This is a genomic window from Phycicoccus sp. 3266 (assembly GCF_031456495.1).
In the GTDB taxonomy this organism is placed as follows: Bacteria; Actinomycetota; Actinomycetes; order Actinomycetales; family Dermatophilaceae; genus Pedococcus.
This window is the reverse complement of record NZ_JAVDUW010000001.1, coordinates 930299-957008: the sequence shown is the minus strand read 5'-3', so window position 1 is coordinate 957008 and position 26710 is coordinate 930299. Positions and strand designations below refer to the sequence as shown.

24 protein-coding genes are annotated in these 26710 nt (G+C 74.0%); 17 read left to right on the top strand and 7 right to left on the bottom strand.

Annotated features, from left to right (window positions below; all coding sequences use genetic code 11):
• Nucleotides 1-89 precede the first annotated feature (89 nt).
• From J2X64_RS04565 to J2X64_RS04555, 3 genes are all read left to right on the top strand, one after another.
• On the top strand, nucleotides 90-851 hold the full coding sequence (locus J2X64_RS04565; protein WP_310150263.1) for an isoprenyl transferase: 762 nt from the start codon (nucleotides 90-92) through the stop codon (nucleotides 849-851).
• 508 nt (nucleotides 852-1359) lie between these two features.
• Nucleotides 1360-2598 carry a PhoH family protein gene (locus J2X64_RS04560; protein ID WP_397444032.1) on the top strand — a complete coding sequence of 413 codons (1239 nt, stop codon included), beginning with the start codon at nucleotides 1360-1362 and terminating at the stop codon, nucleotides 2596-2598.
• A 298-nt stretch (nucleotides 2599-2896) separates the two neighbouring features.
• The gene (locus J2X64_RS04555; protein WP_310150257.1) at nucleotides 2897-3646 is read left to right on the top strand and encodes a hypothetical protein; all 750 of its coding nucleotides are present in this window, start codon (nucleotides 2897-2899) and stop codon (nucleotides 3644-3646) included.
• 78 nt (nucleotides 3647-3724) lie between these two features.
• On the opposite strand, the gene J2X64_RS04550 is transcribed toward J2X64_RS04555, so the two are convergent.
• Together J2X64_RS04550 and coaA are read right to left on the bottom strand one after the other, a co-directional pair.
• Nucleotides 3725-5164 carry a class II fumarate hydratase gene (locus J2X64_RS04550; protein ID WP_310150255.1) on the bottom strand — a complete coding sequence of 480 codons (1440 nt, stop codon included), beginning with the start codon at nucleotides 5162-5164 and terminating at the stop codon, nucleotides 3725-3727.
• Nucleotides 5165-5327: 163 nt separating this feature from the next.
• A complete protein-coding gene (gene coaA, locus J2X64_RS04545; protein ID WP_310150252.1) occupies nucleotides 5328-6299 on the bottom strand; it encodes a type I pantothenate kinase in 972 nt (323 codons plus the stop codon).
• A gap of 57 nt (nucleotides 6300-6356) precedes the next feature.
• Between coaA and glmS the strand changes: the two genes are divergently transcribed.
• From glmS to J2X64_RS04530, 3 genes are read left to right on the top strand one after another with little or no spacing between them, the layout of a single operon-like run.
• The gene (gene glmS, locus J2X64_RS04540; RefSeq protein WP_310150249.1) at nucleotides 6357-8216 is read left to right on the top strand and encodes a glutamine--fructose-6-phosphate transaminase (isomerizing); all 1860 of its coding nucleotides are present in this window, start codon (nucleotides 6357-6359) and stop codon (nucleotides 8214-8216) included.
• Nucleotides 8217-8274: 58 nt separating this feature from the next.
• Nucleotides 8275-8625, top strand: a complete 351-nt coding sequence (locus J2X64_RS04535; protein ID WP_310150247.1) for a holo-ACP synthase — start codon at nucleotides 8275-8277, stop codon at nucleotides 8623-8625.
• 53 nt (nucleotides 8626-8678) lie between these two features.
• Complete coding sequence (locus tag J2X64_RS04530) at nucleotides 8679-10085, top strand: NAD(P)H-hydrate dehydratase (RefSeq protein WP_310150242.1); 1407 nt, start codon at nucleotides 8679-8681, stop codon at nucleotides 10083-10085.
• A gap of 85 nt (nucleotides 10086-10170) precedes the next feature.
• Here the strand turns inward: J2X64_RS04530 and J2X64_RS04525 are convergent, their stop codons facing one another.
• Complete coding sequence (locus tag J2X64_RS04525) at nucleotides 10171-11394, bottom strand: MFS transporter (protein WP_310150240.1); 1224 nt, start codon at nucleotides 11392-11394, stop codon at nucleotides 10171-10173.
• A 59-nt stretch (nucleotides 11395-11453) separates the two neighbouring features.
• Here J2X64_RS04525 and alr point away from each other — a divergent pair, with 59 nt between their 5' ends.
• The 6 genes from alr to tsaD are packed head-to-tail and all read left to right on the top strand — an operon-like array spanning nucleotide 11454 to nucleotide 16478.
• Nucleotides 11454-12635 (top strand): alanine racemase, encoded by a 1182-nt coding sequence (gene alr, locus J2X64_RS04520; protein WP_310150237.1) that lies wholly within the window; start codon nucleotides 11454-11456, stop codon nucleotides 12633-12635.
• Nucleotides 12632-13822 carry an alpha/beta hydrolase gene (locus J2X64_RS04515; RefSeq protein WP_310150234.1) on the top strand — a complete coding sequence of 397 codons (1191 nt, stop codon included), beginning with the start codon at nucleotides 12632-12634 and terminating at the stop codon, nucleotides 13820-13822. Before alr ends, J2X64_RS04515 begins: the two co-directional genes overlap by 4 nt.
• Entirely contained in the window at nucleotides 13815-14321 is a 507-nt protein-coding gene (tsaE, locus tag J2X64_RS04510; RefSeq protein WP_310150231.1) for a tRNA (adenosine(37)-N6)-threonylcarbamoyltransferase complex ATPase subunit type 1 TsaE, read from the top strand. Before J2X64_RS04515 ends, tsaE begins: the two co-directional genes overlap by 8 nt.
• The gene (gene tsaB, locus J2X64_RS04505; protein WP_310150226.1) at nucleotides 14321-14980 is read left to right on the top strand and encodes a tRNA (adenosine(37)-N6)-threonylcarbamoyltransferase complex dimerization subunit type 1 TsaB; all 660 of its coding nucleotides are present in this window, start codon (nucleotides 14321-14323) and stop codon (nucleotides 14978-14980) included. Before tsaE ends, tsaB begins: the two co-directional genes overlap by 1 nt.
• Nucleotides 14977-15432 (top strand): ribosomal protein S18-alanine N-acetyltransferase, encoded by a 456-nt coding sequence (rimI, locus tag J2X64_RS04500; protein ID WP_310150223.1) that lies wholly within the window; start codon nucleotides 14977-14979, stop codon nucleotides 15430-15432. Before tsaB ends, rimI begins: the two co-directional genes overlap by 4 nt.
• On the top strand, nucleotides 15429-16478 hold the full coding sequence (tsaD, locus tag J2X64_RS04495) for a tRNA (adenosine(37)-N6)-threonylcarbamoyltransferase complex transferase subunit TsaD (protein WP_310150220.1): 1050 nt from the start codon (nucleotides 15429-15431) through the stop codon (nucleotides 16476-16478). The genes rimI and tsaD overlap by 4 nt, the downstream gene beginning before the upstream one ends.
• Nucleotides 16479-16487: 9 nt before the next feature.
• Here tsaD and J2X64_RS04490 read toward each other — a convergent pair whose 3' ends face one another.
• Nucleotides 16488-17747 carry a glycoside hydrolase family 3 N-terminal domain-containing protein gene (locus tag J2X64_RS04490; protein WP_310150218.1) on the bottom strand — a complete coding sequence of 420 codons (1260 nt, stop codon included), beginning with the start codon at nucleotides 17745-17747 and terminating at the stop codon, nucleotides 16488-16490.
• Between the two features lie 118 nt (nucleotides 17748-17865).
• Between J2X64_RS04490 and J2X64_RS04485 the strand changes: the two genes are divergently transcribed.
• Nucleotides 17866-18849 (top strand): nucleoside hydrolase, encoded by a 984-nt coding sequence (locus tag J2X64_RS04485; protein ID WP_310150216.1) that lies wholly within the window; start codon nucleotides 17866-17868, stop codon nucleotides 18847-18849.
• Nucleotides 18849-19673, top strand: a complete 825-nt coding sequence (locus tag J2X64_RS04480; protein ID WP_310150215.1) for a PfkB family carbohydrate kinase — start codon at nucleotides 18849-18851, stop codon at nucleotides 19671-19673. Before J2X64_RS04485 ends, J2X64_RS04480 begins: the two co-directional genes overlap by 1 nt.
• A gap of 10 nt (nucleotides 19674-19683) precedes the next feature.
• Here J2X64_RS04480 and J2X64_RS04475 read toward each other — a convergent pair whose 3' ends face one another.
• The 3 genes from J2X64_RS04475 to J2X64_RS04465 all read right to left on the bottom strand — a co-directional run bounded on the left by J2X64_RS04475 (nucleotide 19684) and on the right by J2X64_RS04465 (nucleotide 22611).
• Nucleotides 19684-20397 (bottom strand): hypothetical protein, encoded by a 714-nt coding sequence (locus tag J2X64_RS04475; protein WP_310150212.1) that lies wholly within the window; start codon nucleotides 20395-20397, stop codon nucleotides 19684-19686.
• A 159-nt stretch (nucleotides 20398-20556) separates the two neighbouring features.
• Nucleotides 20557-21786 (bottom strand): THUMP-like domain-containing protein, encoded by a 1230-nt coding sequence (locus tag J2X64_RS04470; RefSeq protein ID WP_310150209.1) that lies wholly within the window; start codon nucleotides 21784-21786, stop codon nucleotides 20557-20559.
• 36 nt (nucleotides 21787-21822) lie between these two features.
• Entirely contained in the window at nucleotides 21823-22611 is a 789-nt protein-coding gene (locus J2X64_RS04465; RefSeq protein ID WP_310153123.1) for a GNAT family N-acetyltransferase, read from the bottom strand.
• Between the two features lie 355 nt (nucleotides 22612-22966).
• Here J2X64_RS04465 and groES point away from each other — a divergent pair, with 355 nt between their 5' ends.
• The 3 genes from groES to J2X64_RS04450 all read left to right on the top strand — a co-directional run bounded on the left by groES (nucleotide 22967) and on the right by J2X64_RS04450 (nucleotide 26703).
• Nucleotides 22967-23260 carry a co-chaperone GroES gene (groES, locus tag J2X64_RS04460; protein WP_310150207.1) on the top strand — a complete coding sequence of 98 codons (294 nt, stop codon included), beginning with the start codon at nucleotides 22967-22969 and terminating at the stop codon, nucleotides 23258-23260.
• A 140-nt stretch (nucleotides 23261-23400) separates the two neighbouring features.
• On the top strand, nucleotides 23401-25017 hold the full coding sequence (groL, locus tag J2X64_RS04455) for a chaperonin GroEL (RefSeq protein WP_310150204.1): 1617 nt from the start codon (nucleotides 23401-23403) through the stop codon (nucleotides 25015-25017).
• Nucleotides 25018-25206: 189 nt separating this feature from the next.
• Nucleotides 25207-26703 carry a hypothetical protein gene (locus tag J2X64_RS04450; protein WP_310150201.1) on the top strand — a complete coding sequence of 499 codons (1497 nt, stop codon included), beginning with the start codon at nucleotides 25207-25209 and terminating at the stop codon, nucleotides 26701-26703.
• The last annotated feature ends 7 nt before the right edge of the window (nucleotides 26704-26710 follow it).

Here is a 26710-nt window from a genome sequence, read left to right as displayed (position 1 = left end):
GGGTCATCCTGCCGCACCGTCGGGGTCGGACAGGGGTAGCGTGGGAGGTCGGGCGGATCCGTCGTCCCCGGACCACGTGAGGAGTCGTTGTGGCGCTGTCCGACCTCCTGTATGCGGCATACGAACGGCGCCTGAGGCGACGCCTCGACAAGGCCACGCTTCCCCGCCACGTGGGCGTGATGCTCGACGGCAACCGGCGCTGGGCCGCTGCCCGCGGGCACGGGACCAAGGAGGGGCACCAGGCCGGCGCGGACAACATCGCCAACTTCCTCGAGTGGTGCGAGGAGGCGCGGGTCGAGGTCGTCACCCTCTGGCTGCTGTCGACCGACAACCTCAACCGGCCCGAGGCAGAGGTCGTCCCGCTGCTGTCGATCATCGAGAACGCCGTCACCGACCTGGCGGCGACCCAGCGCTGGCGGATCAACCCTGTGGGGTCGCTGGACCTGCTCCCCGCCGAGACGGCGCGCAAGCTCAAGGAGGCCGCCGACGCGACGGCCGCCGTGCAGGGGATGACGGTCAACGTCGCCGTCGGGTACGGCGGTCGGCAGGAGATCACCGACGCCGTGCGCTCGATGCTGACGGCGCACGCGGCCAACGGCACGACGATCGAGGAGCTCGCCGAGACGCTCCAGGTCGAGCACATCGCCGAGCACCTCTACACGAAGGGGCAGCCGGACCCTGACCTCGTCATCCGCACATCGGGGGAGCAGCGGCTCTCCGGGTTCCTGCTGTGGCAGTCGGCGCACTCGGAGTTCTACTTCTGTGAGGCGTACTGGCCGGACTTCCGCCACGTCGACTTCCTCCGTGCGCTGCGCGCCTACTCCGAGCGCAACCGCCGCTTCGGCGGCTAGCCGCCGAACAAGGGCTCAGCGGCGGCTAGCCGCCGAACAAGGGCTCAGCGGGGGCTGGCCGCCGGCGGCTGCTGCACGAACGGTGGGGGACGGCCTCGGGCCAACGGGTTAACTCTGTGTGACACGCCGCGATCCTGCGCGTCGCGGGCCCGCGCGAGCCGTAGCGTCAGCGCTGACGCAGGGCACCCGTCCGGCGTTCGGGAGGTCCACCACATGGGGCGAACTCAGCTCCGGACGGAGGGTCGGACCCGGCCCATCCGTGGGTGGGCGTGGTCCCGGCACCTGGTTCGCGAGTAGGCGCACTGCGCCGGCCGGCGCGCTGTGCCGAGGAGAGACATTGGCCTCGAACGCTTCGACTCCCGACTCCACCCGTCGCGCCCGCTCCGCCGCGCGCGACACGGCGCCCGCCCAGGCCGACCCGAGCGCCACGAGCGCCGCGTCCCGCCGCAAACCGGCCCACCGCACGTTCGTCCTCGACACGTCGGTGCTGCTCTCCGACCCGCGCGCCATGATGCGGTTCGCCGAGCACGAGGTCGTCCTGCCGGTCGTGGTCGTCACCGAGCTCGAGGGCAAGCGGCACCACCCGGAGCTGGGCTACTTCGCCCGCCAGGCGCTGCGGCTGCTGGACGACCTGCGGGTCCGCGAGGGGCGTCTCGACGCGCCGGTGAAGGTGGGCGAGGACGGCGGCACGCTGCGCGTCGAGCTCAACCACACCGACCCGACGAGCCTGCCGGCCGGGTTCCGCCTCGGCGACAACGACACCCGCATCCTGGCGGTCGCCAAGAACCTCTCGCTCGAGGGCCACGACGTCACGGTCGTCAGCAAGGACCTGCCCATGCGGGTCAAGGCCTCCGCCGTCGGCATGCAGGCCGAGGAGTACCGCGCCGAGCTCGCCGTCGTCGACTCCGGGTGGACCGGCATGGCCGAGCTCGACGTCACCGTCGAGGAGATGGACACCCTCTACGAGCACGGCCGGCTGGAGAGCGAGGCTGCCGCCGAGCTGCCGTGCCACACCGGGCTCGTGCTGCTCTCGCCGCGGGGAAGCGGTCTGGGGCGCGTGGGTGCCGACAAGCAGGTGCGGCTGGTCCGTGGCGACCGCGACGCGTTCGGGCTGCACGGCCGCAGTGCCGAGCAGCGCATCGCCCTGGACCTCCTGCTCGACCCCGACGTCGGCATCATCAGCCTCGGCGGCCGCGCCGGCACCGGGAAGTCGGCGCTCGCGCTGTGCGCCGGGCTCGAGGCCGTGATGGAGCGCCGCCAGCAGCGCAAGGTGGTCGTCTTCCGTCCCCTGTATGCCGTGGGCGGCCAGGAGCTCGGGTACCTCCCGGGCAGCGAGCAGGAGAAGATGGGGCCCTGGGCCCAGGCCGTCTTCGACACGCTCGGCGCGCTGGTCTCGCACGAGGTGGTCGAGGAGGTCATGGACCGCGGCATGCTCGAGGTGCTGCCCCTGACCCACATCCGCGGTCGCTCGCTGCACGACGCGTTCGTCATCGTGGACGAGGCGCAGAGCCTCGAGCGCAACGTCCTGCTCACCGTGCTGTCCCGGGTCGGGCAGAACTCCCGCGTGGTGCTCACCCACGACGTCGCCCAGCGCGACAACCTGCGGGTGGGGCGTCACGACGGCGTCGCGGCCGTGATCGAGGCACTCAAGGGTCACCCGCTGTTCGCCCACGTGACGCTGACCCGCAGCGAGCGCAGCCCGATCGCGGCGCTGGTCACCGACCTGCTCGAGGGCCTGGAGGTCTGAGGGCGCACGGACGACCACCGGTGGCGCGCCGCTCCCGAGCGGTGCGCCACCAGTGCGTGCAGCACCTTCGCCACCGGTGCGTGCAGCACCTTCGCCCCCGAAGTGCCTCGGTCAAAGGGATGACTTCTTCGCCTCATTGGTCACATCCGTCCCAGAAACCTGGGGGTAGTTGGAGATCGCAGGCAAAGTTCGGTTAAAGTCTCGGTTTCATAACGCCAGGCCCCCGCGTCGGTCGGGCGGCATGTCCCCCCGACATCGATGAGGCCATCCTCCCGTGGCTTCTTGGAGGAATTCGTACATGAGTCAGCCCTACCAGGGGCGGCACCGCAACGTGCCGCGCCAAGGCAGGTCAGCCTCCCGTTCCTCCGGTCTCGTCCGGGCCGTCCGTCGCCCCGCCGTGACCTCGAGCCTGCTGCTCGCCGTCGTCGCGACCACCGCGGCCGGCTACCAGGCCACCGACGGTCGCCAGACCGGCACCGCTGCGTTCACCGTGAGCAGCGAGGCGATCGAGCAGGCCAACGAGCAGTCCGACAACCAGATCGAGGACACCGCGCGCCTCGCTGCGGACCGCAACGAGACCAACACCAGCATCGCCGCCGCGCAGGAGAAGGACCGCGTCGCCGCCCTGGCCGCGCAGGCCGCGGCCGAGAAGGCCCGTCGCGACCGCGCCGAGCAGGTGGCCCGCGACAAGGCGCGCCAGGCGCTCGAGGCCAAGAAGCAGGCGCTGCTGGCGAACGCCCAGAAGGACCCGCGGGCCGCTGCCCGTGCGCTGATGGGCGACTACGGCTTCGGTGACGGCCAGTGGAGCTGCCTGGACAACCTCTGGATGGGTGAGTCGGGCTGGCGCTGGACCGCCACGAACTCCTCGTCCGGCGCCTACGGCATCCCGCAGTCCCTCCCGGGCTCGAAGATGGCGACCGTGGCCGACGACTGGCAGACCAACCCGGTCACCCAGATCAAGTGGGGCCTGCAGTACATCAAGTCCTCCTACGGCACCCCCTGCGGCGCGTGGAGCGCCTGGCAGAGCCGCAGCCCGCACTGGTACTGAGCCACCACCCCGAACCACGACGAGGGCCGCACCCACCGGGTGCGGCCCTCGTCGTGTCCGGCAGGGGTGTGCCGAGGGTCAGCGGGGTGGGCGGGCCATGCGCAGGACGTCGAGGGCCTCGTCGAGCTGCTCCTCGGTGAGCTCGCCGCGCTCGACGTGCCCGCGCTCGACGACGATGTCGCGGATCGACCGCCGCTCGGCGATCGACTGCTTGGCCACGGCCGCTGCCGCCTCGTAGCCGATGAAGCGGTTGAGCGGCGTCACGATCGACGGCGACCCCTCGGCCAGCTCGCGCGCACGGTCCCGGTCGGCCGTGATGCCGTCGACGCACCGGTCGGCCAGCACCCGCGTGGCCGCGGCGAGCAGCGAGGCCGACTCGAGGACGGTGCGTGCCAGGACCGGCAGCATGACGTTGAGCTCGAACGCCCCCGACGCCCCGGCGATGGTGGCGGTCGTGTCGTGACCGATGACCTGGGCACAGACCATGAGGGTCGCCTCGGGCAGGACCGGGTTCACCTTGCCGGGCATGATGCTCGAGCCCGGCTGCAGGTCGGGCAGGTGGATCTCGCCGAGGCCGCTGCGCGGGCCCGAGGACATCCAGCGCAGGTCGTTGCAGATCTTGGTCAGGCTCACGGCCACGACCCGCATCGCACCGCTGAGCTCGACCACCGCGTCCTGGGCGGACTGCGCCTCGAAGTGGTCGGCCGCCTCCCGGAAGGCGACCCCGGTCTGGGCGCTGACCCGTTCGATCACGGCGGCGGCGAAGCCGGGCGCGGCGTTGAGCCCGGTGCCGGCGGCCGTCCCGCCCAGGGGGAGCTCCGCCGTGGCCTGCGCGCCGACCAGCACGCGCTCGGCACCCAGCTCGACCTGCCGCGCGTAGCCGCCGAACTCCTGGCCGAGGGTGACGGGCACGGCGTCCATGAGGTGGGTGCGGCCGGCCTTGACGACGTCCGCGAACTCCGACTCCTTGCGGCGCAGTGCCGTCGCCAGGTGGAGCAGGGCGGGGGCGAGGTCCTGCGTGGCGGCCAGTGTGGCGGCGACCCGCAGCGCACTGGGGAACGTGTCGTTGCTCGACTGGCCCGCGTTGACGTGGTCGTTGGGGTGGACGTCGAGCCCGGTGGCGAGGTGCGCCAGCCGGGCGACGACCTCGTTGACGTTCATGTTGGTCGAGGTGCCCGAGCCGGTCTGGAAGACGTCGACGGGGAACTGGTCGTCGTGCTCGCCGGCCGCCACCTCGCGGGCCGCGGCGGCGATCGCCTCGGCGCGCGGCTCGTCCAGCACGCCGAGCTCGGCGTTCACCTCGGCCGCGGCCGCCTTGAGCTGGGCCAGGGCGTGGACGACCCCGGCGGGGACGGGCTGGCCGGAGATCGGGAAGTTCTCGACCGCCCGGGCGGTCTGCGCCCCCCAGAGGGCGTCGGCCGGTACCTCGACGTCCCCCATCGAGTCGTGCTCGGTGCGGGTGCGCGGCGGGTCGGCGTCGGCAGGTGCGGTCTGGGCGCTGTCGGAAGCACTCGGCATACCCCCATCATTACCCGGCTGATCGGACCCCGCGCCCTTCGCTCAGCGGACCTTGGCGCACTCAGCACACGTTGCGCCCTGTGCTGAGTGCACGAACCTCTGCTAGCAGAGGTTCGTGCCGGCCCAGCAGGGGTTCGTGCGGCCGCCCGTGGGGGATGCCGGGTCAGAGCTTGCGCAGGCGGACGCGGCGGACGCCGTGGTCGCGGCCCTTGGCCAGCACCAGGGTGGCGCGGCTGCGCGTGGGCAGGACGTTCTCGCGCAGGTTGACCTCGTTGATCTCGGTCCAGATCCGCAGGGCCGTCGCACGCGCCTCCTCGTCGGAGAGCACGGCGTAGCGGTGGAAGTAGGAGCCGGGGTCGGCGAAGGCGGTCTGGCGGAGCCGCAGGAAGCGGTCGACGTACCACTCCCGGATGTCCTCGAGCCGGGCGTCGACGTAGACCGAGAAGTCGAAGAAGTCGCTCACGGCCAGGCCGGTGCGACCGTCCTCGTGGATGCGCGGCGCCTGCAGGACGTTGAGCCCCTCGACGATGAGCACGTCGGGCTGGCGCACCACGATCTGCTCGTCGGGGACGATGTCGTACGTCAGGTGCGAGTAGACGGGTGCGGTGACCTCGGCGCGGCCCGACTTCACCTCGGCGACGAAGCGCAGCAGGGCCCGGCGGTCGTACGACTCGGGGAAACCCTTGCGCTGCAACAGGTTCCGTCGCTCGAGCTCTGCATTGGGATAGAGGAAGCCGTCGGTCGTCACGAGCTCGACCTCCGGCGTGCCCGGCCACCGCGACAGCAGCTCCTTGAGCAGGCGGGCCGTGGTGGACTTGCCCACGGCCACCGACCCCGCGACACCGATGACGAACGGGGTCTTGGCGGGCCGCTCCCCGAGGAAGTCGGACGTGATCCGGTGCAGCCCCGCGGTGGCGCCGACGTAGAAGTTGAGCAGCCGGGACAGCGGCAGGTAGACCTCCTCGACCTCGACGAGGTCGATCCGGTCGCCGAGCCCGCGCACCCGGGCGACGTCGGCCGCCGTCAGGCTGAGCGGCTGGTTCTCGCGCAGTCGCGCCCAGGCCTCCCGGTCGAGCTCCACATAGGGGGAGGGAAGGGTGGAGGTGCCGCCTGCGGGGTGGGTCACGCGCGCCATTGTGGCCCACGGTGCCGGTGGCGTGCGGCAGGCCGGGCGGCCGTTACGCTGCTTCCCATGTGCGGAATCGTGGGATACGTCGGGCCGAACGCCGACGGCAAGGCGCTCGACGTCGTCATGGAGGGGCTGGCGCGGCTCGAGTACCGCGGCTACGACTCGGCGGGCGTCGCGCTCGTGACCGAGGGCGGCGTGGCCACGGAGAAGCGCGCGGGCAAGCTCGTGAACCTCCAGGGCGCGCTCGACGCCGACGAGCTCCCAGGAGCCACCACCGGCATCGGCCACACCCGGTGGGCCACGCACGGCGGCCCCACCGACCAGAACGCGCACCCGCACCGTGGTGGCGACGACGGCAAGCTCGCGCTCATCCACAACGGCATCATCGAGAACTTCCACGCGCTCAAGGGCGAGCTCCAGCGCGACGGCGTGACCTTCGACAGCGAGACCGACACCGAGGTCGCGGCCCACCTCGTGGCCCGCGAGTACGCCAGGACGGGCGACCTGACCGAGGCGATGCGCGGTGTCGTCAACCGGCTCGAGGGCGCGTTCACGCTCCTCGCCGTGCACGCCGACAGCCCCGGCGTCGTCGTCGGCGCCCGCCGCAACAGCCCGCTCGTCGTGGGCCTCGGCGAGGGCGAGAACTTCCTCGGCTCGGACGTCGCCGCCTTCATCGGCCACACCCGCAACGCCCTGGAGCTCGGCCAGGACCAGATCGTCACGATCACCCCTGACTCCTACGAGGTGACCAACTTCGACGGCACCCCGGCCGACGGCACCCACTACGAGGTGACCTGGGACGCCGCGGCTGCCGAGAAGGGCGGCTACCCGACCTTCATGGAGAAGGAGATCCACGAGCAGCCGCACGCCGTCGGCGACACGTTGCTCGGGCGCACCGACTCCGAGGGCCGGCTCGTGCTCGACGACATGTCGATCACCGAGGAGCAGCTCACCCAGGTCGACCGCATCATCATCGTGGCGTGCGGCACCGCGGCATACGCCGGGATGGTCGCCAAGTACGCCATCGAGCACTGGACCCGCATCCCGGTCGAGGTGTCCCTCGCGCACGAGTTCCGCTACTCCGACCCGATCGCCAGCGAGCGCACCCTCGTCGTCTCGATCAGCCAGTCCGGCGAGACCATGGACACGCTCATGGCCGTCAAGCACGCCCGCGAGCTGGGCGCGCTCACCCTGAGCATCTGCAACACCCACGGCTCGACCATCCCGCGCGAGTCCGACGCGGTGCTCTACACCCACGCCGGGCCCGAGATCGCCGTCGCGTCCACCAAGGCGTTCCTCGCCCAGATCACCGCCTGCTACGTGCTCGGCCTCTACCTCGCGCAGCTGCGCGGCGGCACCTTCGCCGACGACGCGCAGGCCGTGATGAAGGAGCTGCACGAGGTCCCGGCCAAGCTCGAGGAGCTGCTCGGCCGGATGGACCGCGTCAAGGAGATCGCCCGGTTCATGGCCGACACGCGCTCGGTCCTGTTCCTCGGCCGCAACGTCGGCTACCCGGTCGCGATGGAGGGCGCGCTCAAGCTCAAGGAGCTCGCCTACATCCACGCCGAGGGCTTCGCCGCCGGGGAGCTCAAGCACGGGCCCATCGCGCTCATCGACGCCGGCCAGCCGGTGTTCATCGTCGTCCCCGGCCCGGGCACGCCGCACGAGCTGCACAAGAAGGTCGTCTCCAACATCCAGGAGATCCGCGCCCGCGGCGCCCGCACCCTCGTCATCGCCGAGGAGGGCGACGAGGACGTGGTGCCGTTCGCCGACGAGGTGATCCGGGTGCCGCAGACGTCGCCGCTGCTCGCGCCGCTGCTGACCGTCGTGCCGCTGCAGGTCTTCGCGCTGCACCTGTCGACGGCCAAGGGCCTCGACGTCGACCAGCCCCGAAACCTCGCCAAGAGCGTCACCGTCGAGTGACCGGCATGCCCCGGCGCTCCACCCGCAGCACTGCGGGCAGCCCCTCGGGGCGCTCGCGGTGATCGTCGGCGTCGGGATCGACGTCGTCGACGTGGAGCGCTTCGGGGCGACGCTCGAGCGCACCCCGGCGCTGCGCGACCGCCTCTTCACCGAGGAGGAGTGCTCGCTGCCGCTCAACTCCCTCGCCGCCCGTTTCGCGGCCAAGGAGGCGCTCGCCAAGGCGCTCGGCGCCCCGGTCGGGCTCGAGTGGCACGACGCCACCGTGCGCCGGGGCGACGACGGCCGCCCGCACCTCGTCGTCTCCGGCACCGTTGCGGCCCGCGCAGAGGCGCTGGGCGTGCACGCGCTGCACGTGTCGTTGTCCCACGACGCGGGGATCGCGTCGGCCGTCGTCGTCGTGGAGGGCTGACCATGTTGAGGGCGTATGCCGCGGACCGCGTCCGCAGTGCCGAGGAGTCGCTCATGGCGAACCTCGGGGACGGCGAGCTCATGGGCCGGGCCGCCCTCGGCCTGGCCGAGGTCTGCCTGGCCCGGGTGCGGGAGCGCGACGGTCGCCGGGTCGTCGGCCTCGTCGGCCCCGGCAACAACGGCGGCGACGCGCTCTGGGCCCTGGCCCACCTCGCCGGTGGGGGCCTGGAGTGCGCGGCCCTCGTGGGCGACTGGCCGGTGCACGAGGCCAGCCGGGCCGCGGCGGTCGAGGCCGGCGTGCGCGTCGTCGGCCCGGGCGAGGACGCGGTGACCGCGCTGGACGGCGCCGACCTCGTGCTGGACGGAGTGCTCGGGATCGGTGGGCGTCCCGGCCTGCCCGACGCGGCCCGCGCCTGGGTCGAGGCGGTGCCGGACACGGCATACGTCGTCGCGGTGGACCTGCCCTCGGGGCACGACCCGGCCGGCCGCTCCGCCTCGGACACGGGGGTCTTCGCGGACGAGACGGTGACGTTCGGCGTGGCCAAGCCCGTGCACCTGCTGCCCGCCACCGAGCCGGCCGTCGGCGCGCTCACGCTCGTCGACATCGGGCTCTCGCTCGAGGGTGCGGCGGACGTGGAGCGCGTCGACTTCGACGACGTGCGCGACCTGTGGCCGGTGCCCGGCGCGTCCGCCGACAAGTACTCCCGCGGCGTGCTCGGCGTCGTGGCCGGTGGCGAGAGCTACACCGGCGCGCCCGTGCTCTGCTGCACCGCGGCCGTGGAGGCGGGCGTGGGCATGGTGCGCTACGTCGGCACGCCGACGCCGACCGCGCAGGTCCGCTCGGCCGTCCCGGAGGCGGTGCTCGGCGAGGGACGGGTGCAGGCCTGGGTGGTCGGCCCCGGCCTCGACACGGCGTCGCGGGCCCAGGGCAGCAAGGCCCAGCTCGACACGGCGCGGGACGCGCTCGCGTCCGACCTCCCGGTCCTCGTCGACGCCGGGGGGCTCGACCTCGTCACGGGTCCCCGCAGGGCCCCCACCCTCCTCACCCCGCACGCGGGGGAGCTCGCGCGGCTGCTGTCCCGCCTCGAGGGCGGCGAGGTGACCCGCGAGCAGGTCAGCACCGACCCCCTGGGGCACGCCCGCCGGGCCGCCGACGCGACGGGAGCGACTGTCCTGCTCAAGGGCGCCACCACGCTGGTGGTGCCGCCGAGCGATTCCGGTGTGCCGGTGCGCTCGCAGCGCGACGCCCCGCCGTGGCTCGCGACGGCAGGGGCGGGCGACGTCCTCGCCGGGATCGCGGGGACGCTGCTGGCCGCCGGCCTCGACCCCGTCGACGCCGGCAGCCTGGCCGCGCTCGTCCACGGCGTCGCCGCCGACTGCGCCAACCCCGGTGGCCCCGTGCGCGCCCTCGCCGTGGCCCGGGCCGTCCCGGGGACGGTCGCCGCCCTCCTGCGTCGCTGAGGCTCCCGCGCCCTTGCCACCCGCGGTCGGCCGGCGCCGGCGGGAGGGTGCCGGTGCACGGCATGGGGAGGCCCTGGTGGGCGCCTCAGCCGGCCCTGCGCGTGGGGAGGCTGGGGGAGAGCAGGAGCACGACGACGGCCGCCGCAGGCAGCGCCCACAGGACCGCCGGCAGCCCTCTCGCCTGCGCCAGCAGTCCCGTCCCCAGCGGTGACAGCAGCAGCGTCACGCGCAGTCCCATCCCCACGACGGTCAGCCCGGACCCCGGGCGCAGACCCGGCACGCCGTCGGCGGCCCGCAGCCCCGCCGGGATGAGGGTGCCGATCCCCAGGCCCACGACGGCGAACGCCGCGACGACTGACGCCGGGCTCGGCACGAGCAGCGCCACGGTCATCGCGGTGCCGGCGAGGACGACACCGGCGCGGGCGACGAGCCGGTCGCCGTGGGAGGTGACGAGGCGGTCGCCCACGAGCCGCCCGCCCGTCTGGGTGACCTGCAGCGCCACGAACCCGAGGCCGCCGACGGCCGCTGCGGCCCCGAGCGACTCGCGCAGGTAGAGGGCGCTCCAGGTGGCCGTGACGTCCTCTATGAGCTGGCCCATCGACGCCACGGCCGCCAGGGCGAGGAGCAGGCCCGCCCGCCGCACGTGGTGGCCGCGACGGGGCGGCGCCGTCGCGGCCGGCTCGTCCTGCGGCAGGGCCTCGTGGCCCGGGAGCATCGCGCGGCCGGCGAGCAGCGCGACCACGGCGGCGACCGCGCCGACCGCCCCGAGGTGGAGGACCACCGGGATCCGCAGGCCCGCGGCGGCGCTGCCCAGGGCACCGCCCGCCACCGCGCCGACGCTCCACATGGCGTGCATGGACCCGAGCACCGACCGTCGCAGGCTGCGCTCCACCCGCAGGCCCTGGGCGTTCTCGGCGATGTCGGTGAGGGAGTCCAGCGCCCCGGCCAGCGCCAGCGCCGTCGCGAGGAGGGCCCACGCGGGCGCGGCGCCGATGAGCAGCAGGTTGGCCGCGACCCCGATGGTCGTGGCGACGGCGAACCGGGCGGAGCCGAAGCGGCGCACCAGCGACGCGGCGAACGGCCCCGCCACGACCGCGCCCACCCCGTAGCCCGCGACCGCCGTGCCGAAGGCCGCGCTCGACAGGTGCAGGGTGCCCGTGATGTCGGGGTAGCGCGGCACGACCCCGGCGAAGAGCGCGCCGTTCGTGGCGAACATCACCGAGACCGCCCACCGGGCCCGCCGCGCCGCCAGGTCGCCGGAAAGGTCCGGTTCGCCGGGGGAGTCCGGGGTGTCGGCGGGCGGGGTCACGCGCCCAGCATGCCCGGTCGCCGTGAGCGCTGGTCGGCGGCATGGAACACTGGATCCCGATGAGCGACACCACCTCCCGCATCCCTCCCGCCCCGGCTCCGCCGGGGTTTCCCGCGTGCGCGCAGGTCGACCTGGGGGCGATCAGCGCCAACGTCACCGCCCTGCGCGAGCGCGCCGGCTCGGCCGAGGTCATGGCCGTCGTCAAGGCCGACGCGTACGGCCACGGCCTCGTGCCGGCTGCCCGGGCAGCAGTTCGCGGGGGTGCCACGTGGCTCGGCGTCGCCCAGCTGCCCGAGGCCGTCGAGCTGCGGCAGGCCGGCATCGAGGTCCCGGTGCTGTCCTGGCTGCACGTGCCGGGGCAGGACTTCACCGAGGCGGTCGCCCTGGGCATCGACCTCGGCATCGCCGCCCAGTGGTCCCTGCAGCAGGCGCTCGACGCCGCTGCCGCCACCGGCCGCACCGCCCGCATCCACGTCAAGGTCGACACCGGCCTGGGCCGCAACGGCGCGTGGGACGCCGACCTCGACACCCTCATCGGCGAGGTCGCGCGAGCGCAGGCCGACGGCGCGGTCGAGGTCGTCGGGGTCTTCTCCCACTTCGCCTACGCCGACGCGCCGCAGCACCCGACCGTGCGCGCCCAGCAGGAGCGCTTCGAGGGGCTCCTCACGCAGTTCGAGCAGGCCGGCATACGCCCCCAGGTGCGCCACCTCGCCAACTCGGCGGCCACGCTCACCAACCCGTCCGCGCACTACGACCTCGTGCGCCCCGGCGTCTCGGTCTACGGCCTGTCGCCGGTGCCCGACCTCGGCGCGCCGGAGGACTTCGGGCTGCGCGAGGCCATGCGGCTCGTGGCCCGGCTCGCGCTGGTCAAGGACTGCCCGGCGGGCCAGGGCATCTCCTACGGCCACACGTACACGACGAGCGAGCAGACGCGCCTGGGCCTCGTGCCCATGGGCTACGCCGACGGGATCCCGCGCCACGCCTCCAGCCGGGGACCGGTGCAGGTCGGCGGGAGCCGGTATGCCGTGGCCGGCCGGGTCTGCATGGACCAGTTCGTGCTCGACCTCGGCGCCGACAGCGCTGCCGAGGCGGGTGACGAGGCCGTCCTGTTCGGCGTCGGCGCCTCGGGCGAGCCGACCGCCCAGGACTGGGCCGTCGCCGCCGGGACCATCAACTACGAGGTCGTGACCCGGGTCGGGGCCCGCGTGCCGCGCGTCCACGTCGGGGGTGAGGACCTGTGAGTCCCGCCAACCGCGGGCTCGTCGGGCTCGGCGTCGGGCTGGCCGCGGCCGGCGTCGCCACGGCCGCCGGGGTGGCCGCGCGGCAGGTCCGGGGGGAGCGGCAGGCGCGGCTGTCCGTGCTCTCGCCTCACGGGACCTACACGCACACCGCCGACCGCGAGATGCAGATCCTCGCGGACGACGGCGTGAGCCTGCACGTCGAGGTCGACGACGGCAACCCGGCGGCCGCCTCGGCGGACAAGCCGACCGTCGTCTTCTCGCACGGGTACACGCTCAGCCTGCGCAGCTGGGTGCTGCAGCGGCGCGCGCTCGTCGAGGCCGGCTACCGCGTGGTGCTCTGGGACCAGCGCAGCCACGGACGGTCGGCGCTCGCCCCGGCGGAGTCCTGCACCATCGACCAGCTCGGCCGCGACCTGCACCGGGTCGTGCAGGAGACGGTCCCGGACGGCCCGCTCGTGCTCATCGGCCACTCGATGGGCGGCATGACCGTGATGTCCATGGCCGAGCAGTTCCCCGAGGTGGTGCGCGAGCGCGTCGTCGCCGCTGCCTTCGTGGCGACCAGTGCCGGCGGGGAGAACATGCTGACGCTGGGGTTCGGCCAGTTCGTCGGTCGCGTCCTGGGCCGTCTCGGACCCCGCCTGCTGTCCCGCCTCGGGACCCGCCAGACGCTCGTCGACACCGCGCGCCGCGTCGGCCGCGAGGTCGAGGACCTCATCGTCGAGCGGTACAGCTTCGCCTCCCCGGTCTCGCCGGAGACGGTGCGCTACACGGCGGACATGATCATGGGCACGCCGCTGCAGGTGATGGCCGACTTCCTGCCCTCGATCGACGTCCACGACAAGCGCAAGGCCCTCGCCCAGTTCCACGGCATCGAGACGCTCGTGCTCAACGGCGCCCAGGACCTGCTCACGCCGCCGGCGCACTCCGAGGCGATCGTGCGGCTCGTCCCCGGTGCCGAGCACGTCGTCGTCGAGGAGGCCGGGCACATCATCATGCTCGAGCACCCCGAGGTGCTCGACGAGCAGTTCCTCTCCCTCATCGAGCGGGGCATGCGCGCGGCCGAGGCCGGCGTCCCCGTCGAGAGCAAGCCCCGCGTCCGCCGCACCCTCACCGACCTGGCCAAGAAGCGCCGGGTCGCCGACGCACGACGGACGCCCGCACAGCGCCGGAGGTCCCGTCGTGCCTGAGCCGTCGTCCGCCGTCAGCCGGCAGTCCTGGTCGGTCACAAGCCCGCCCCTCGCCGCCGCCGAGGACACCCGCGCCTGGGGCGAGCGGCTCGGCCGCGTGCTGCGGGCCGGCGACCTCGTCGTACTGACCGGGGAGCTCGGTGCCGGCAAGACCACCCTCACCCAGGGACTGGCCGAAGGGCTGGGGGTGCGCGGGCCCATCACGTCGCCCACCTTCGTCATCGCGCGCGTCCACCCCTCGCTGGTCGGTGGCCCGGCCCTCGTGCACGTCGACGCGTACCGGCTCGGCGGGTTCGCCGAGCTCGACGACCTCGACCTCGACGCCTCGTTGGAGGACTCCGTGACGGTCGTCGAGTGGGGCCACGGCCTGGCCGAGGACCTCGCGGACGACCGGCTCGAGCTGGTCCTGACCGGCGAGGACACCCGTACGGTGCGGCTCGACGCGCACGGGTCCCACTGGGACACCGAGGCGCTCGCGGCCCTGGCGCAGGAGGCCTGATGCTGCTGCTCGCGATCGACACGTCGACCTCGGCGATCACCGTCGCCCTGCGCGACGACGACGGGACCCGTTCGGCCGCAACGGTCCTCGACGCCCGCGGTCACACCGAGCACGTCAGCCCGCTGGTCGAGCGCTGCCTGGCCGAGGCCGGCTGCACCCCCGCCGACGTCACCGACGTCGTGGTGGGCACCGGTCCCGGCCCCTTCACCGGACTGCGAGTGGGCATCGTGACGGGCGTGGTGTTCGGGCACGCCCGCGGCATACCCGTCCACGGGGTCTGCAGCCTCGACGTCCTCGCCGCGCAGGCGAGCGCCCTCGTCGAGGGCGACGAGCTGCTCGTGGCCACCGACGCCCGCCGCAAGGAGGTCTACACGGCCCGGTATGCCGTGGAGCCGGCCGGCGTGCGCCGGCTCACCGAGCCGCACGTCGACCGCCCGGCAGACCTTCCCGAGGACCTGCGCGCCCTGCCGACGGCCGGTCGTGGTCCCGTGCTCTACCCCGACCTGTTCCCCCGCGCGGTGGACGTCCTCGACGTCGACGCGGCGGTGCTGGCCGAGGTGGCCGCCGCCCGGATCGCGGCCGGGGAGCCGATGCCCGTCGAGCCGTTGTACCTGCGGCGGCCCGACGCCCTGACCACCGCGGAGCGGGCGCGGCGGTGAGGGACGTGCACTGGACCGACATCCCCGCGCTCGACGCCCTCGAGCAGCGGCTGTTCCCCGACGACGCGTGGTCGCAGGCCACCTGGTGGTCCGAGCTGGCCGGCCGCCCGCGCCGGTCCTACGTCGTCGAGGAGGACCCGTCGGGGGCCGTGGTCGCCTACGGCGGCCTGGACCTCGGCGGCGAGGTCGCCGACGTCATGACCATGGCCGTCGCCCCCGAGGCGCAGGGCCGTGGGCTCGGGCGCGCAGTGCTCGAGGAGCTCGTCGCGCGGGCCCGTGCGGACTGCGCCGAGCACCTCATGCTCGAGGTCAGGGCGGACAACGAGCCCGCCCGGAAGCTCTACGACAGCAACGGATTCGAGGTGCTCACGGTGCGACGCCGCTACTACCAGCCTGGTGACGTGGACGCCCTCGTGATGCGTCGCGTCCTCACCGAGGAGGTGCCGGCATGAGCGCCGACCAGCCGCTGGTGCTCGGCATCGAGACGTCCTGCGACGAGACCGGTGTCGGCATCGTCCGGGGCGAGAACCTGCTGGTGGACGCGATCGCCAGCAGCGTCGACGAGCACGCGCGCTTCGGTGGCGTCGTGCCCGAGGTCGCCAGCCGTGCCCACCTCGAGGCGATGATCCCGACGATCGAGCGCGCGACCCGCGACGCGGGCGTCCGCCTGGCCGACCTAGACGCCGTCGCGGTCACCTCCGGCCCCGGGCTCGCCGGCGCGCTCATGGTCGGCGTCGCCGCCGCCAAGTCGCTCGCGGTCGCCCTGGGCAAGCCGCTCTACGGCGTCAACCACCTCGCGTCGCACGTCGCCGTCGACATCGTCGAGCACGGCCCGCTGCCCGAGCCGACCTTGGCGATGCTCGTCTCGGGCGGCCACTCCTCGCTGCTGCTCGTCCCCGACGTCACCTCCGAGATCACCTCGCTGGGGTCGACGATCGACGACGCGGCGGGCGAGGCCTTCGACAAGGTGGCCCGCGTGCTCGGCCTGCCGTTCCCCGGCGGACCGCACATTGACCGCGCGGCCCGTGAGGGCGACCGGGTCGCGATCGACTTCCCCCGTGGCCTGACCACCGGCCGGGACCTCGAGCGCCACCGGTTCGACTTCTCGTTCTCCGGGCTCAAGACGGCCGTCGCCCGCTGGGTGCAGGCCCGCGAGGCGGCCGGTGAGCCGGTGCCGGTGGCGGACGTCGCGGCGTCCTTCCAGGAGGCCGTGACGGACGTGCTCACCCGCAAGGCGGTCGCCGCCTGCAAGGAGCACGGCGTCGAGAACCTGCAGATCGGCGGCGGCGTGGCCGCCAACTCGCGGCTGCGGGCGATGGCGCAGGAGCGTTGCGACGAGGCGGGCATCGCGCTGCGGGTGCCGCGGCCGGGCCTGTGCACCGACAACGGCGCGATGGTCGCCTCGCTCGGTGCCCAGATGGTGCTCAAGGGCCGCACGCCCTCCGACCTCGCCCTGCCGGCCGACTCCTCGATGCCGGTGACCGAGGTCCAGTCCTAGCGGTCGCGGTCAGTCGCAGCTGACGAGCTTCAGGTCGGCCTTGAGGTCGAGCACGCGTGCCGCCGCCGCGTCGACCTGCGCGGCGAACGCGGGGCTCGCCCTCCGCTTCGCGGCGATGGCGGCCAGCATCGTCGACGCCTGACCGGCCTCGGCGGTCAGCACGATGTCGCCACCGGCGGCGATGAAGCGGGTCGCCCGCTGCCCCACGGGGATCGCCGCGACGGCCTGGGCGGCACCGACGTCGTCGGTGATGACGACACCGTCGAACCCCAGCTCGCCCCGCAGCAGCCCGGTGACCACGGCCCTGGAGAACATCGCCCGGTTGTCGGGGTCGATGCGCGGGTAGCGCGCCGAGGAGATCATGACCAGCGGCGCCCCGGCCGCGATCGAGGCCCGGAAGGGTGCGAGGTAGGGGTCGTTGCGGTCGGTCGTGGAGTCGGTCGTGCCCACGGTCGTGACGTCGGTGTTGCCGGTGACGCGCCCCAGCCCGGGGAAGTGCTTGGCGGTGGGCGCGACCCCGGCGGCGAGGGAGCCACGGACGAAGGCCGCGGCATACGTCGCGTTGGTGGTGGGCGAGCCGGGGGCGAAGTCCCGGCGGTAGCGCCCGATCGGCTGGTTCGCCGCGCCGAGCGAGGTCGGGACGGTGTCGGCGACGGGGGCGAGGTTGAGGTTGACCCCGGCGCGCAGCAGCTCGCGCGACCAGGTCGTGACGTTGCGCTGCTCGGTCGCCGCCGAGGTGGTCGCCTGGGTGCGGGCGGACGGCATGCGGGTGAAGCCCGGGCCGCGCAGCTGCTGGACCTGCCCGCCCTCCTGGTCGGCGGCGACGAGCAGGTCGCCCCCGGCCGCGGCCTGCAGCCGCTCGGAGACCACCCGCACGCTTGCCGAGCCGGAGGTCCAGCCCCCGAGGTAGATCACCCCGCCCAGCCCCTGGCGCCGCACCTGGGCGGCGAGCGCCCGCGAGCTGCCGGTGGGCTGCAGCCCGACCATGAGCAGCTGGCCGGCGCGCTGCGCGGGTGTGAGCTTCGCGGCGAGGCGGGTGCCGCAGGACGGGGCGGCCGTCGTCGTGGAGGAGCTCGGTGGTGACGTACGGCTCGGCGTACCCGTGGTCGTCGTTCCCGGGGTCGTGGAGCCGGGGCTCGACGGAGCGCTCGAGGCCGTCGTGGTGCCCGAGCCGCCACCGCTCCCGCTCGTGCACCCCGCGGCCAGGACGAGGGCAAGCACTGTCGCGCCGACGGCCCGGAACGGTCGGGTCCGGCGCGTCCAGGTCATCCCACGAACCTATCCCGGCGCGGGCTGCCGACCGAACCGGCACCGACCGGACCGGCACCGACCGGACCGGCACCGACCGGACCGGCGTCCGCCGGAGCTGCTCTGGCAGGATCGCCGCATGGCTCTGCCGGTCGTGCTGGACGTGGACACGGGCGTCGACGACGCGTGCGCCCTGCTGCTCGCGGCGCAGCACCCTGCCCTCGACCTGCGGGCCGTGACCTGCGTCGGTGGCAACGCCCCGCTGGACACGGTCGTGACGAACACCCTGACGGTGCTCGACGTCGTCGGCCGCCAGGACGTCCCGGTCGCGGCCGGGGCGGCGCTGCCGCTGCTCGAGGACCCGGTCGACGCCCGGCACGTGCACGGTCGGGACGGCATGGGGGACCTCGGCTGGCCAAGGTCCACGCGCGAGCCGGACCCCCGCCACGCCGTGGAGCTGCTGCGCGACGTGCTCCTCGCGGCCGCGGCGACGCGCGACCCGGCCGAGCGCGTCACCCTCGTACCGCTGGCACCCCTGACGAACGTCGCTCTCCTGCTGCGGACCTACCCGCAGGTCGCCGCCGGCCTGCGCGAGGTCGTGTTCATGGGCGGCGCCGCGGCCGAGGGGAACGCCACCGCGTCCGCCGAGTTCAACGTCTTCCACGACCCCGAGGCGGCCGCGATCGTCCTCGACGCCTGCGCCGACCTCGGCATCCCCGTCACGATGTACGGCCTCGACGTGTTCTACGAGCCCCGTGTCTCCCGGGCGTCCGTCCAGCCGCTGCTCGACGCGGCCGCCGGGGACGGAGCGGACCTCGCGGCGCGGCTCATCGCCTTCCAGTGCGACCGTTTCGGGGGCGACTCCGCGACCATCGGCGACGCCGGTGCCGTGTGCGCCGTCATCGAGCCGGCCGGTGTCACCCGCGCCACCCTGCCCGTGCGCGTCGAGCTCGCCGGCACCTGGTCGCGCGGGCGCACGATCGTCGACCGCCGCGACTGGAGCCGCGACCTCACCCACGACCCGCACGGCCGCGCGCGGTCCACGATCGACGTCTGCCTCGAGGTCGACGGCCGGCGCTACGCCACGCTCTGGTTCGACACGGTCACCGGCGGCCTGGCCTGATGGGGCGCGTCCTCGTCCTCGGCTCCCTGAACGTCGACCTCGTCGCGTCCGTCGAGCGGCACCCACGGCCGGGGGAGACCGTGCTCGCCGACCCGGACCTGCGCCGGTTCGCCGGGGGCAAGGGCGGCAACCAGGCGGTGGCAGCGGCGGAGGCCGGTGCCTCGGTGGCGATGGCCGGCGCGGTCGGCGACGACGGCGCCGGCACGGCATACCTCGACCGCCTGCGGGAGCGGGGCGTCGACGTGGCCCAGGTGCGCGTCGTGCCGGGCGTGGCCACGGGCCAGGCCTGGGTCACGGTGGACGGCGACGGCGAGAACGCGATCGTCGTCGTCCCCGGCGCCAACTCGCGCGCCACCACGCCGGACCTCGACGGGTGGGGAGCCGGCGACGTCCTGCTGCTCCAGCTCGAGGTGCCGCTGGACGTCGTCGCGGCGACCGCGCGGGCGGCGCACGCCCGCGGTGTGCGGGTGGTCGTCAACGCCGCGCCGTATGCCGCCCTGCCGCACGACGTGGCCGCGCTCGCCGACCCGCTCGTGGTCAACGAGCACGAGGCGATGCTGCTCGCCGACGGTGACGTGCTGCCCGGGTCGCTGCTCGTGACGTTCGGGGCAGCGGGCTGCTCGTGGGACGGGGTGCGGCACGAGGGTGTCGCTGTGCCCGCGGGCGAGGTGGTGGACACCACCGGCGCGGGGGACGCCTTCTGCGGCGCCCTGGCCGCCGCGCTCGCGGGCGGGGCCGACCGGGCCGGGGCGGTGGCGCGGGCGTCCGAGGCCGGTGCCGACGCGGTGCGCCGGCTCGGTGCCCAGCCGGACCCGGGGCTCTAGGGGGCCGGGGTCAGTTCACCGAGACGTGGACGTGGTCCATGTGGTTGGCGGTGGGGCTGCCGCGGTCGGACATGGCCTTCCACGTGCCGCTGCTGGGGTACCAGATCCGCTGGTACCAGATGACGTACTTCACGTCGAGCTCGGCGGCGTGCTCCATGACGTAGGCCGCGACCGCGTCGCCCTGCGCCTTCGAGCTGATCATCGTGTCGACGGCGTTGCCGGTGCCGTGGTCCATGTCGCCGGCCCGGAAGCCGCCGTAGCTGTGGATCTCGGGGAAGTGGTCGCGGATCGCGTTGAGGACGACGAGTCCGTGCTGGGTCAGCCCCAGCTCCGGGGTCAGGCCCGTGCGCCGGATGCCACGGGAGGCGGCCTTGTCGGCGCGGTCCGCCGACGCGGCCTTCGTGGGGGAGGCGGAGGTGCCGCGACGTGGCGTCGCGGCGAAGCCGATGAGGCCGTAGGTCTGCGGCGCGGTCAGGGCGGTCTCCGGGGCCCGGACCGTGGTGGCGGCGACGGGGCGTGGGGCGTCGGCCAGGTCGAAGACGGGCGCCGCCGTCATCGGACCGGACCACGCGCTCAGGGCGCCGACCGCGGCGACCAGGCCACCGGTGGTCTTGAGCAGGCCGGCGCGGGTCGGGCGCAGGAGGGCGAACAGCAGGGGCCGCGGCAGGGGTCGGGGCGCGGCGGGCGCGCGGTGGCGGCCGGAGCGGGTGGGCTGGTCGGGCATGGGGTGGCAGTTCCTGGTTGGCGGGGGGGGACCAGCGGTCACCGTACCGAAGGCCCTGCCAGGTCACAAAGAGGTCACGGCGAGTCGCTGTGGACGTGAGGGGAACCGTGGGGGCGCCTGTGGACGGACGAGTTTGCTGCGGGTCCCGGCGGGGTCGACTCAGGCGGGGCGGACGATGAGGGCCACCTGGTTGCTGCGCACGCGGGTCAGGACGACGGTCGCCTCGGAGGAGCCCTTGGCCGGCAGGCGCAGCTGGCGGCGCAGCAGGTCCGCGTCGACGGACACGCCACGCTTCTTGACGGTCAGCCGGTCGAAGCCGTGGTCGCGCAGCCACCCGCGCAGCGCCTTGACGTTGAACGGCATCGCCTCGACGACGACGAACCGGCGGGCGAACGGCACGTCCTCAGCCCGGTCGGCGCTGACGTAGCCCACGCCCTCGTCGAGCTCGCACCCGTCGACGGCCGCTGCCACGGCACCCACGAGCCCCGCCCGCAGGACGGCCTTGTCCGGCTCGTAGAGCCACGAGCCCACCGCGCCCAACGACGCGACCCGCTCGTGCTCCGGGGCGTCGGACTCGGTCACGACGACCGGGGCTGTGCCGGGGCGCAGCAGGGCGGCCGTGCGACCCGGCGTCCGGACCAGCGGACCGAACCAGACGGCGCACTCCAGTACCTCGCCGGCGAGGGAGGTCCACTGGGCCTCGGCCCCGGCCGGCAGGGCGTGGTGGGGGAACGCGGGCGCGAGCTTCACGCCGGTCGCGGGCAGCGCACGGGCGACTTCCTGGACCTGCTCCCAGCTCGGCGACATGGCCCCGAGACCGAAGAGACGGCGGGTGCGCCCGTGCACGTCGGCGACCCCGGGCGTACGCCGCGCCGGGTCGAGCCACGCGCCCACGCCGCGGGCGCCCTCGCCCGCAGGGGGCACGAACTCCTCGACCCGGCCCTGGACGGCGGTCGAGTCGGGCCAGTGCCGCAGGTTGACCGCGGCGATGGCTGCCGTCACCTCGTCGGCGTCGATGGCCCGGACCCGCAGGTCGAGGCCGGCCATCGCCATGGCGTCGGCGCCGATGCCGCAGCCGAGGTCGTGGACGGTGGAGATGCCTGCCTGGCGGAAGCGCTGGGCGTGCCGCGCCGCGACGTCCAGCCGGGTCGCCTGCTCGAGGCCGTCGGAGGTGAAGACCATGCCCTGGGCGAACTCGCCGAACTTGTCCGCCGCCCGGGCGCGCAGACGCGACTGGTTGAGCGCCGCCGCGACGAGGTCGGCGTCGAAGCCCACACCGCGCAGCCGGTCCTGCAGCGCCAGCGCCTCCTTCTCGTCGTACGGCGGGAGCGACTGGAGCAGGCCCCACCCCTCACCGGTGGTGAGCCGTCGCAGCAGGGCCAGGTCCATGCGCGGCATTGTTCCCTACCGCGCTCGAGAGGTCGGTCAGCGGCCGCGGCGCCACTCGTAGGGGGTCGTGGTGGTGACCTTGACCAGGCCGGACTGCTCGAGGATGGGGCGGGAGAACTCGGTCGAGTCGCTGTTGACGTACCGCTTGCCGTGGCGCAGGGCCGACCGTGCGCGGGCCGACGTGAGCGCGCGGTAGATGCCGCGGCCGCGCCACTCGGGGCGGGTGGCCCCGCCCCAGATCCCCGCGAACTCGGTGCCCTCGACCGGCTCGAGCCGGCCGGCGCTCACGACCTCGCCGCCGACCTCCGCCACCCACATCTCCATGTCGTCGCGGGTCCGGAGCCGGTGGAAGACCTGCTCCTCGATCTCGGCGGCGAACTCGGGGGAGTCGCCGAACACCTCGGCCTGCATCGCCAGCATCCGCCGGACGTCGCCCTCGTCGGTCACCTGCCGGACGACCACCCCCTCCGGGAGGTCCACGTCGTAGGCGAGCAGCCGGGCCTCGCCGACCATCACCGACTCGGGCTCGTCCGGCACGAAGCCGGCGCCCACCAGGGCCTCGTGCAGGCCGGGGGCGTGGTCGTGGCCACGCGTCTTCCACTCCACCCGGGCTGTCGACGGGTCCTGCTCGTAGTGCGCCAGCGCCGCCTCGACGAGCTCGCGGACGCGCTCCTCGGTCGCGGGCTCGCCGTCGGCGTTCAGGCTCCGGTAGGTGATGAAGCCGCGGCCGCCAAGGTAGGTGGCGCAGTGCAGCGGCCCGATCCGCTCGACCCCGACGGCCGAGGCGACCTCGACGCGCAGCTGCTCGTCGTACGCGCGCAGCAGGGCGGCGGGGTCCGCAGCGGCCCCGGGGGCGTCGGCGAGAGGGGAGTGGGGCGGCGTGCTCACGGGGTCGGTCACGGCCCTGACCCTGCCCGTGGGCGGCCCGCACCGGCAACCGCATTTCGGTGTCGGCCGCGCGGTGGCCGGCCGGCCGCCGTCCGCCCTCGGCGAACGGCGCCACACAGGTTGGCACTCGAGTTGACCGAGTGCTAACACGGTGCCTAGATTTGCCGTTGGCACTCCGGTTCGCCGAGTGCTAACGCAGGAGCCAGGCCGACCCCCGCGACGGCGGCCGAACGACTGCGACGCACAGCATCCACCTGTCCACTCCGACATTCCCGAAGGGGAGGTCACCATCGTGTCGGTTTCCATCAAGCCGCTCGAAGACCGCATCGTCGTCAAGAGCGTCGAGGCCGAGCAGACCACCGCGTCCGGCCTCGTCATCCCGGACACCGCGAAGGAGAAGCCCCAGGAGGGCGAGGTCCTCGCGATCGGTCCCGGTCGCATCGACGACCACGGCAACCGCATCCCGCTCGACGTCACCGTCGGCGACCGCGTGATCTACAGCAAGTACGGCGGCACCGAGATCAAGCACGGCGGCGAGGAGTACCTCATCCTCTCCGCGCGCGACGTCCTCGCCGTCGTCGGCTGACGACGCACCACACACAGCACGCCCCGGCGGGCCCCGCTGGGGTCGCGCGCGGGGCGTGCTGCGTTGTGCGCAACGCACCCTTCCCGCCTATGCCGGCAGCTCGGCATACCGCCGAACTTCACTGAGAACGAAGGACTTTCATGGCCAAGACGCTGGAGTTCAACGACTCCGCTCGCAAGTCGCTCGAGCGCGGTGTCGACGCGCTCGCGAACGCCGTCAAGGTGACGCTCGGCCCCAAGGGCCGCAACGTCGTCATTGACAAGAAGTGGGGCGCCCCCACCATCACGAACGACGGTGTCACCATCGCCCGTGAGGTCGAGCTCGAGGACGCCTACGAGAACCTCGGCGCCCAGCTCGCCAAGGAGGTCGCCACAAAGACGAACGACGTCGCGGGTGACGGCACCACCACCGCCACCGTGCTCGCCCAGGCCATGGTCAAGGAGGGCCTGCGCAACGTCGCCGCCGGTGCCGCCCCGTCCGGCCTCAAGCGCGGTATCGACAAGGCCGTCGAGGCCGTGTCCGACCAGCTGCTCAAGGTCGCCCGCGAGATCGAGGGCAAGGACGAGATCGCCCAGGTCGCCGCGCTCTCCGCGCAGGACCAGACCATCGGGTCGACCATCGCCGACGCCTTCGACAAGGTCGGCAAGGACGGCGTCATCACCGTCGAGGAGTCCTCGACCGCGACGACCGAGCTCGAGTTCACCGAGGGCATGCAGTTCGACAAGGGCTACATCTCGCCCTACTTCATCTCCGACGCCGAGCGCATGGAGGCCGTGATCGAGGACGCCTACGTCCTCATCAACCAGGGCAAGATCTCCGCGATCGCCGACGTCCTGCCGGTCCTGGAGAAGGTCGTCAAGAGCGGCAAGCCGCTGCTGATCATCGCCGAGGACATCGACGGCGAGGCGCTGTCGACCCTGGTCGTCAACAAGATCCGCGGCACGTTCAACGTCGTGGCCGTCAAGGCGCCCGGCTTCGGCGACCGCCGCAAGGCGATGCTGCAGGACATGGCCGTCCTCACCGGTGGCCAGGTCATCTCCGAGGAGGTCGGCCTCAAGCTCGACCAGGCCGACCTCGACGTGCTGGGCCAGGCCCGCCGCGTCGTCGTCACCAAGGACACCACCACGATCATCGACGGGGCGGGCTCGGCCGACGACGTCACCGGCCGGGTCAACCAGATCAAGGCCGAGATCGAGCGCACCGACTCCGACTGGGACCGCGAGAAGCTCCAGGAGCGCCTCGCCAAGCTCGCCGGCGGCGTCTGCGTCATCAAGGTCGGCGCCCACACCGAGGTGGAGCTCAAGGAGAAGAAGCACCGCATCGAGGACGCGATCTCCGCGACCCGCGCGGCCATCGAGGAGGGCATCGTCGCCGGTGGCGGCTCCGCCCTCGTCCACGCCTCCTCGGTCATCGAGGGCCTCGGCCTCGAGGACGACGAGAAGGTCGGCGCCGCGATCGTGGCCAAGGCCGCGGCCGAGCCGCTGCGCTGGATCGCCGAGAACGCCGGCATGGAGGGCTACGTCGCCGTCTCCAAGGTGCGCGAGCTCGAGGTCGGCAACGGCCTCAACGCGGCCACCGGCGAGTACGTCGACCTGGTCAAGGCCGGCGTCATCGACCCGGTCAAGGTCACCCGCTCCGCCCTGCGCAACGCCGCCTCGATCGCGTCGATGGTCCTGACCACCGACACCCTCGTCGTGGAGAAGAAGGAAGACGAGCCCGAGGCCGCAGGCGGTCACGGACACGGCCACGGCCACTGAGCCAGCCGCCTTCCCGGTTCGCGAGGGCCCGCTCCCACCACGGTGGGGGCGGGCCCTCGCCGTGCCCGGCCCCGTCCGGCGTCCCGGGCTTCCCCTGTCCGTCCCTGCACAGCGCCCGGACCGTGTGCGACATTGGGGAGGTCGCCCGGGTGCCACGGGGTGTGCGGGCGCACCGGCTAGGTGGTCGCGATGGAGCGGTATGCGTCCGCGCCGGGCTTCGAGGAGTACGTCGAGGCCCGTGGCGTCGACCTGCTCCGCACCGCCTGGCTGCTCACCGGCAGCGACGAGGGTGCACGCCGGCTCGTGGGGGCGACGCTCGCGCGGGCCTGGCCGCGGTGGGCCCACCTGGCCGAGGTCGGTGCGGGCTCGTACGACGTCGAGCTGCGGCGGGTGCTCGTCGACCTGCACCGGCACGGCCACGGTCGGCCGGGCCGGCCAGGGCAACGGCAGCTCCCGGCCCCGCCGGCGGGGGACCGTGAGGTGCTCCAGGCGCTGATGGACCTCGCGCCCGCCGACCGCGCGCGGGTGGTCCTGGCGCTGTTCGACGGGCTCGCCGACGCCCGGCTCGCCGCGGCGCTCGACGAACCCGTGGCAGCCGCGCGCCGTCGCCGCGAGGGCGCCGTCGGTTCGCTGGCCGCGACCACCGGGCTCGACGAGCCGGCGCTCGCCGCCGCCCTGGACCGCCTCGCCCCGGCGGATCCATCCCTCGACGGGCTCACCGGGGTGCCGGTCCGGCGCCCGCCGAGGGCTCGACGGCTCGTCGGGTGGGCCGGGGCCGCCGTGGTCCTGTTGGGTGCCGCCGCCGTGGCGGCCTCCGTGGCCGCACCCAGGCTGGGGGCACCGGCACCCCCCACGTCGGCTCCCACGCCGTCCCGCACGGCGCTCGGTTCCTCGGACTGCGAGCGGCGCCAGGACGCACCTTCCGTGCCGCCCGGGTCGGGGCTCGGGGCGCCCGGCAACCCGGTGGTCGCGGTCGTGGTGTGCGCCCGGACCGACGACGACTCGGTCTGGACCGGCTACCTGCCCCCGTCGCAGCCCGTGACGGACGCCCGGGCGGTCGCGATGATCTCCATCGCGAGGCGGGATGCCGGGTCGGGCTGCGGCGACGTCCCCCAGGGACCTGCCTTCCGAGTGGTCGTCGAGTCGTCCGACGGCCACGTCGCGACCTATGCGAACGAGAGCCTGCGCTGCAACGGGTGGCCCGCCCTCGACAGCTTCTACCGCGCCGAGGCGGAGCAGGACACCGTGCGCGCCCAGTCGCGCTGGGACGACGGCTTCCTCACCTGCCCGCCGGTCTTCGACCTGCAGCCGGCCGCGTCGCCGGCCGAGCCGCTTCCGCGCGGGACGCGTTTCGACCTGGCGACCCTGTGCCTGCACCCGCTGCCGGTGAGCGGCCGGGTCCCCAGGATGCGCCCCGTCACGAGGCTGGTCCTGGCGCAGTCACAGGTGGCCCAGCTCGACGCCGAGCTCGCGACGCACGGCTCCACCCGCCGGGCGCGACCGCCGTGCCGGCCCTCCAACGGCCTGTTCGTCATCCGGGCCCGGACCACGAGCGGCCGGGTCGTGGACCTCGCGGGGGCGTGCCCGGAGCAGCTCGGCGTCGACTTCGACCGCGGAGAGTGGCTCCGGCTCGGCCCGGCGTCCGCCGCGATGGTCAGCACCGGGCTCGACGTCTCCTACCGCTAGGTGCGAT

Coding starts and splice junctions, on each gene's coding strand:
- J2X64_RS04450 (WP_310150201.1), top strand. CDS start 25,207: ATGGAGCGGTATGCGTCCGCGCCGGGCTTCGAGGAGTACGTCGAGGCC.
- glmS (WP_310150249.1), top strand. CDS start 6,357: ATGTGCGGAATCGTGGGATACGTCGGGCCGAACGCCGACGGCAAGGCG.
- coaA (WP_310150252.1), bottom strand. CDS start 6,299: ATGGCGCGCGTGACCCACCCCGCAGGCGGCACCTCCACCCTTCCCTCC.
- J2X64_RS04530 (WP_310150242.1), top strand. CDS start 8,679: ATGGCGAACCTCGGGGACGGCGAGCTCATGGGCCGGGCCGCCCTCGGC.
- tsaB (WP_310150226.1), top strand. CDS start 14,321: ATGCTGCTGCTCGCGATCGACACGTCGACCTCGGCGATCACCGTCGCC.
- J2X64_RS04475 (WP_310150212.1), bottom strand. CDS start 20,397: ATGCCCGACCAGCCCACCCGCTCCGGCCGCCACCGCGCGCCCGCCGCG.
- J2X64_RS04485 (WP_310150216.1), top strand. CDS start 17,866: ATGGCTCTGCCGGTCGTGCTGGACGTGGACACGGGCGTCGACGACGCG.
- groL (WP_310150204.1), top strand. CDS start 23,401: ATGGCCAAGACGCTGGAGTTCAACGACTCCGCTCGCAAGTCGCTCGAG.
- J2X64_RS04555 (WP_310150257.1), top strand. CDS start 2,897: ATGAGTCAGCCCTACCAGGGGCGGCACCGCAACGTGCCGCGCCAAGGC.
- tsaD (WP_310150220.1), top strand. CDS start 15,429: ATGAGCGCCGACCAGCCGCTGGTGCTCGGCATCGAGACGTCCTGCGAC.
- J2X64_RS04480 (WP_310150215.1), top strand. CDS start 18,849: ATGGGGCGCGTCCTCGTCCTCGGCTCCCTGAACGTCGACCTCGTCGCG.
- J2X64_RS04560 (WP_397444032.1), top strand. CDS start 1,360: ATGATGCGGTTCGCCGAGCACGAGGTCGTCCTGCCGGTCGTGGTCGTC.
- J2X64_RS04490 (WP_310150218.1), bottom strand. CDS start 17,747: ATGACCTGGACGCGCCGGACCCGACCGTTCCGGGCCGTCGGCGCGACA.
- alr (WP_310150237.1), top strand. CDS start 11,454: ATGAGCGACACCACCTCCCGCATCCCTCCCGCCCCGGCTCCGCCGGGG.
- J2X64_RS04470 (WP_310150209.1), bottom strand. CDS start 21,786: ATGGACCTGGCCCTGCTGCGACGGCTCACCACCGGTGAGGGGTGGGGC.
- J2X64_RS04550 (WP_310150255.1), bottom strand. CDS start 5,164: ATGCCGAGTGCTTCCGACAGCGCCCAGACCGCACCTGCCGACGCCGAC.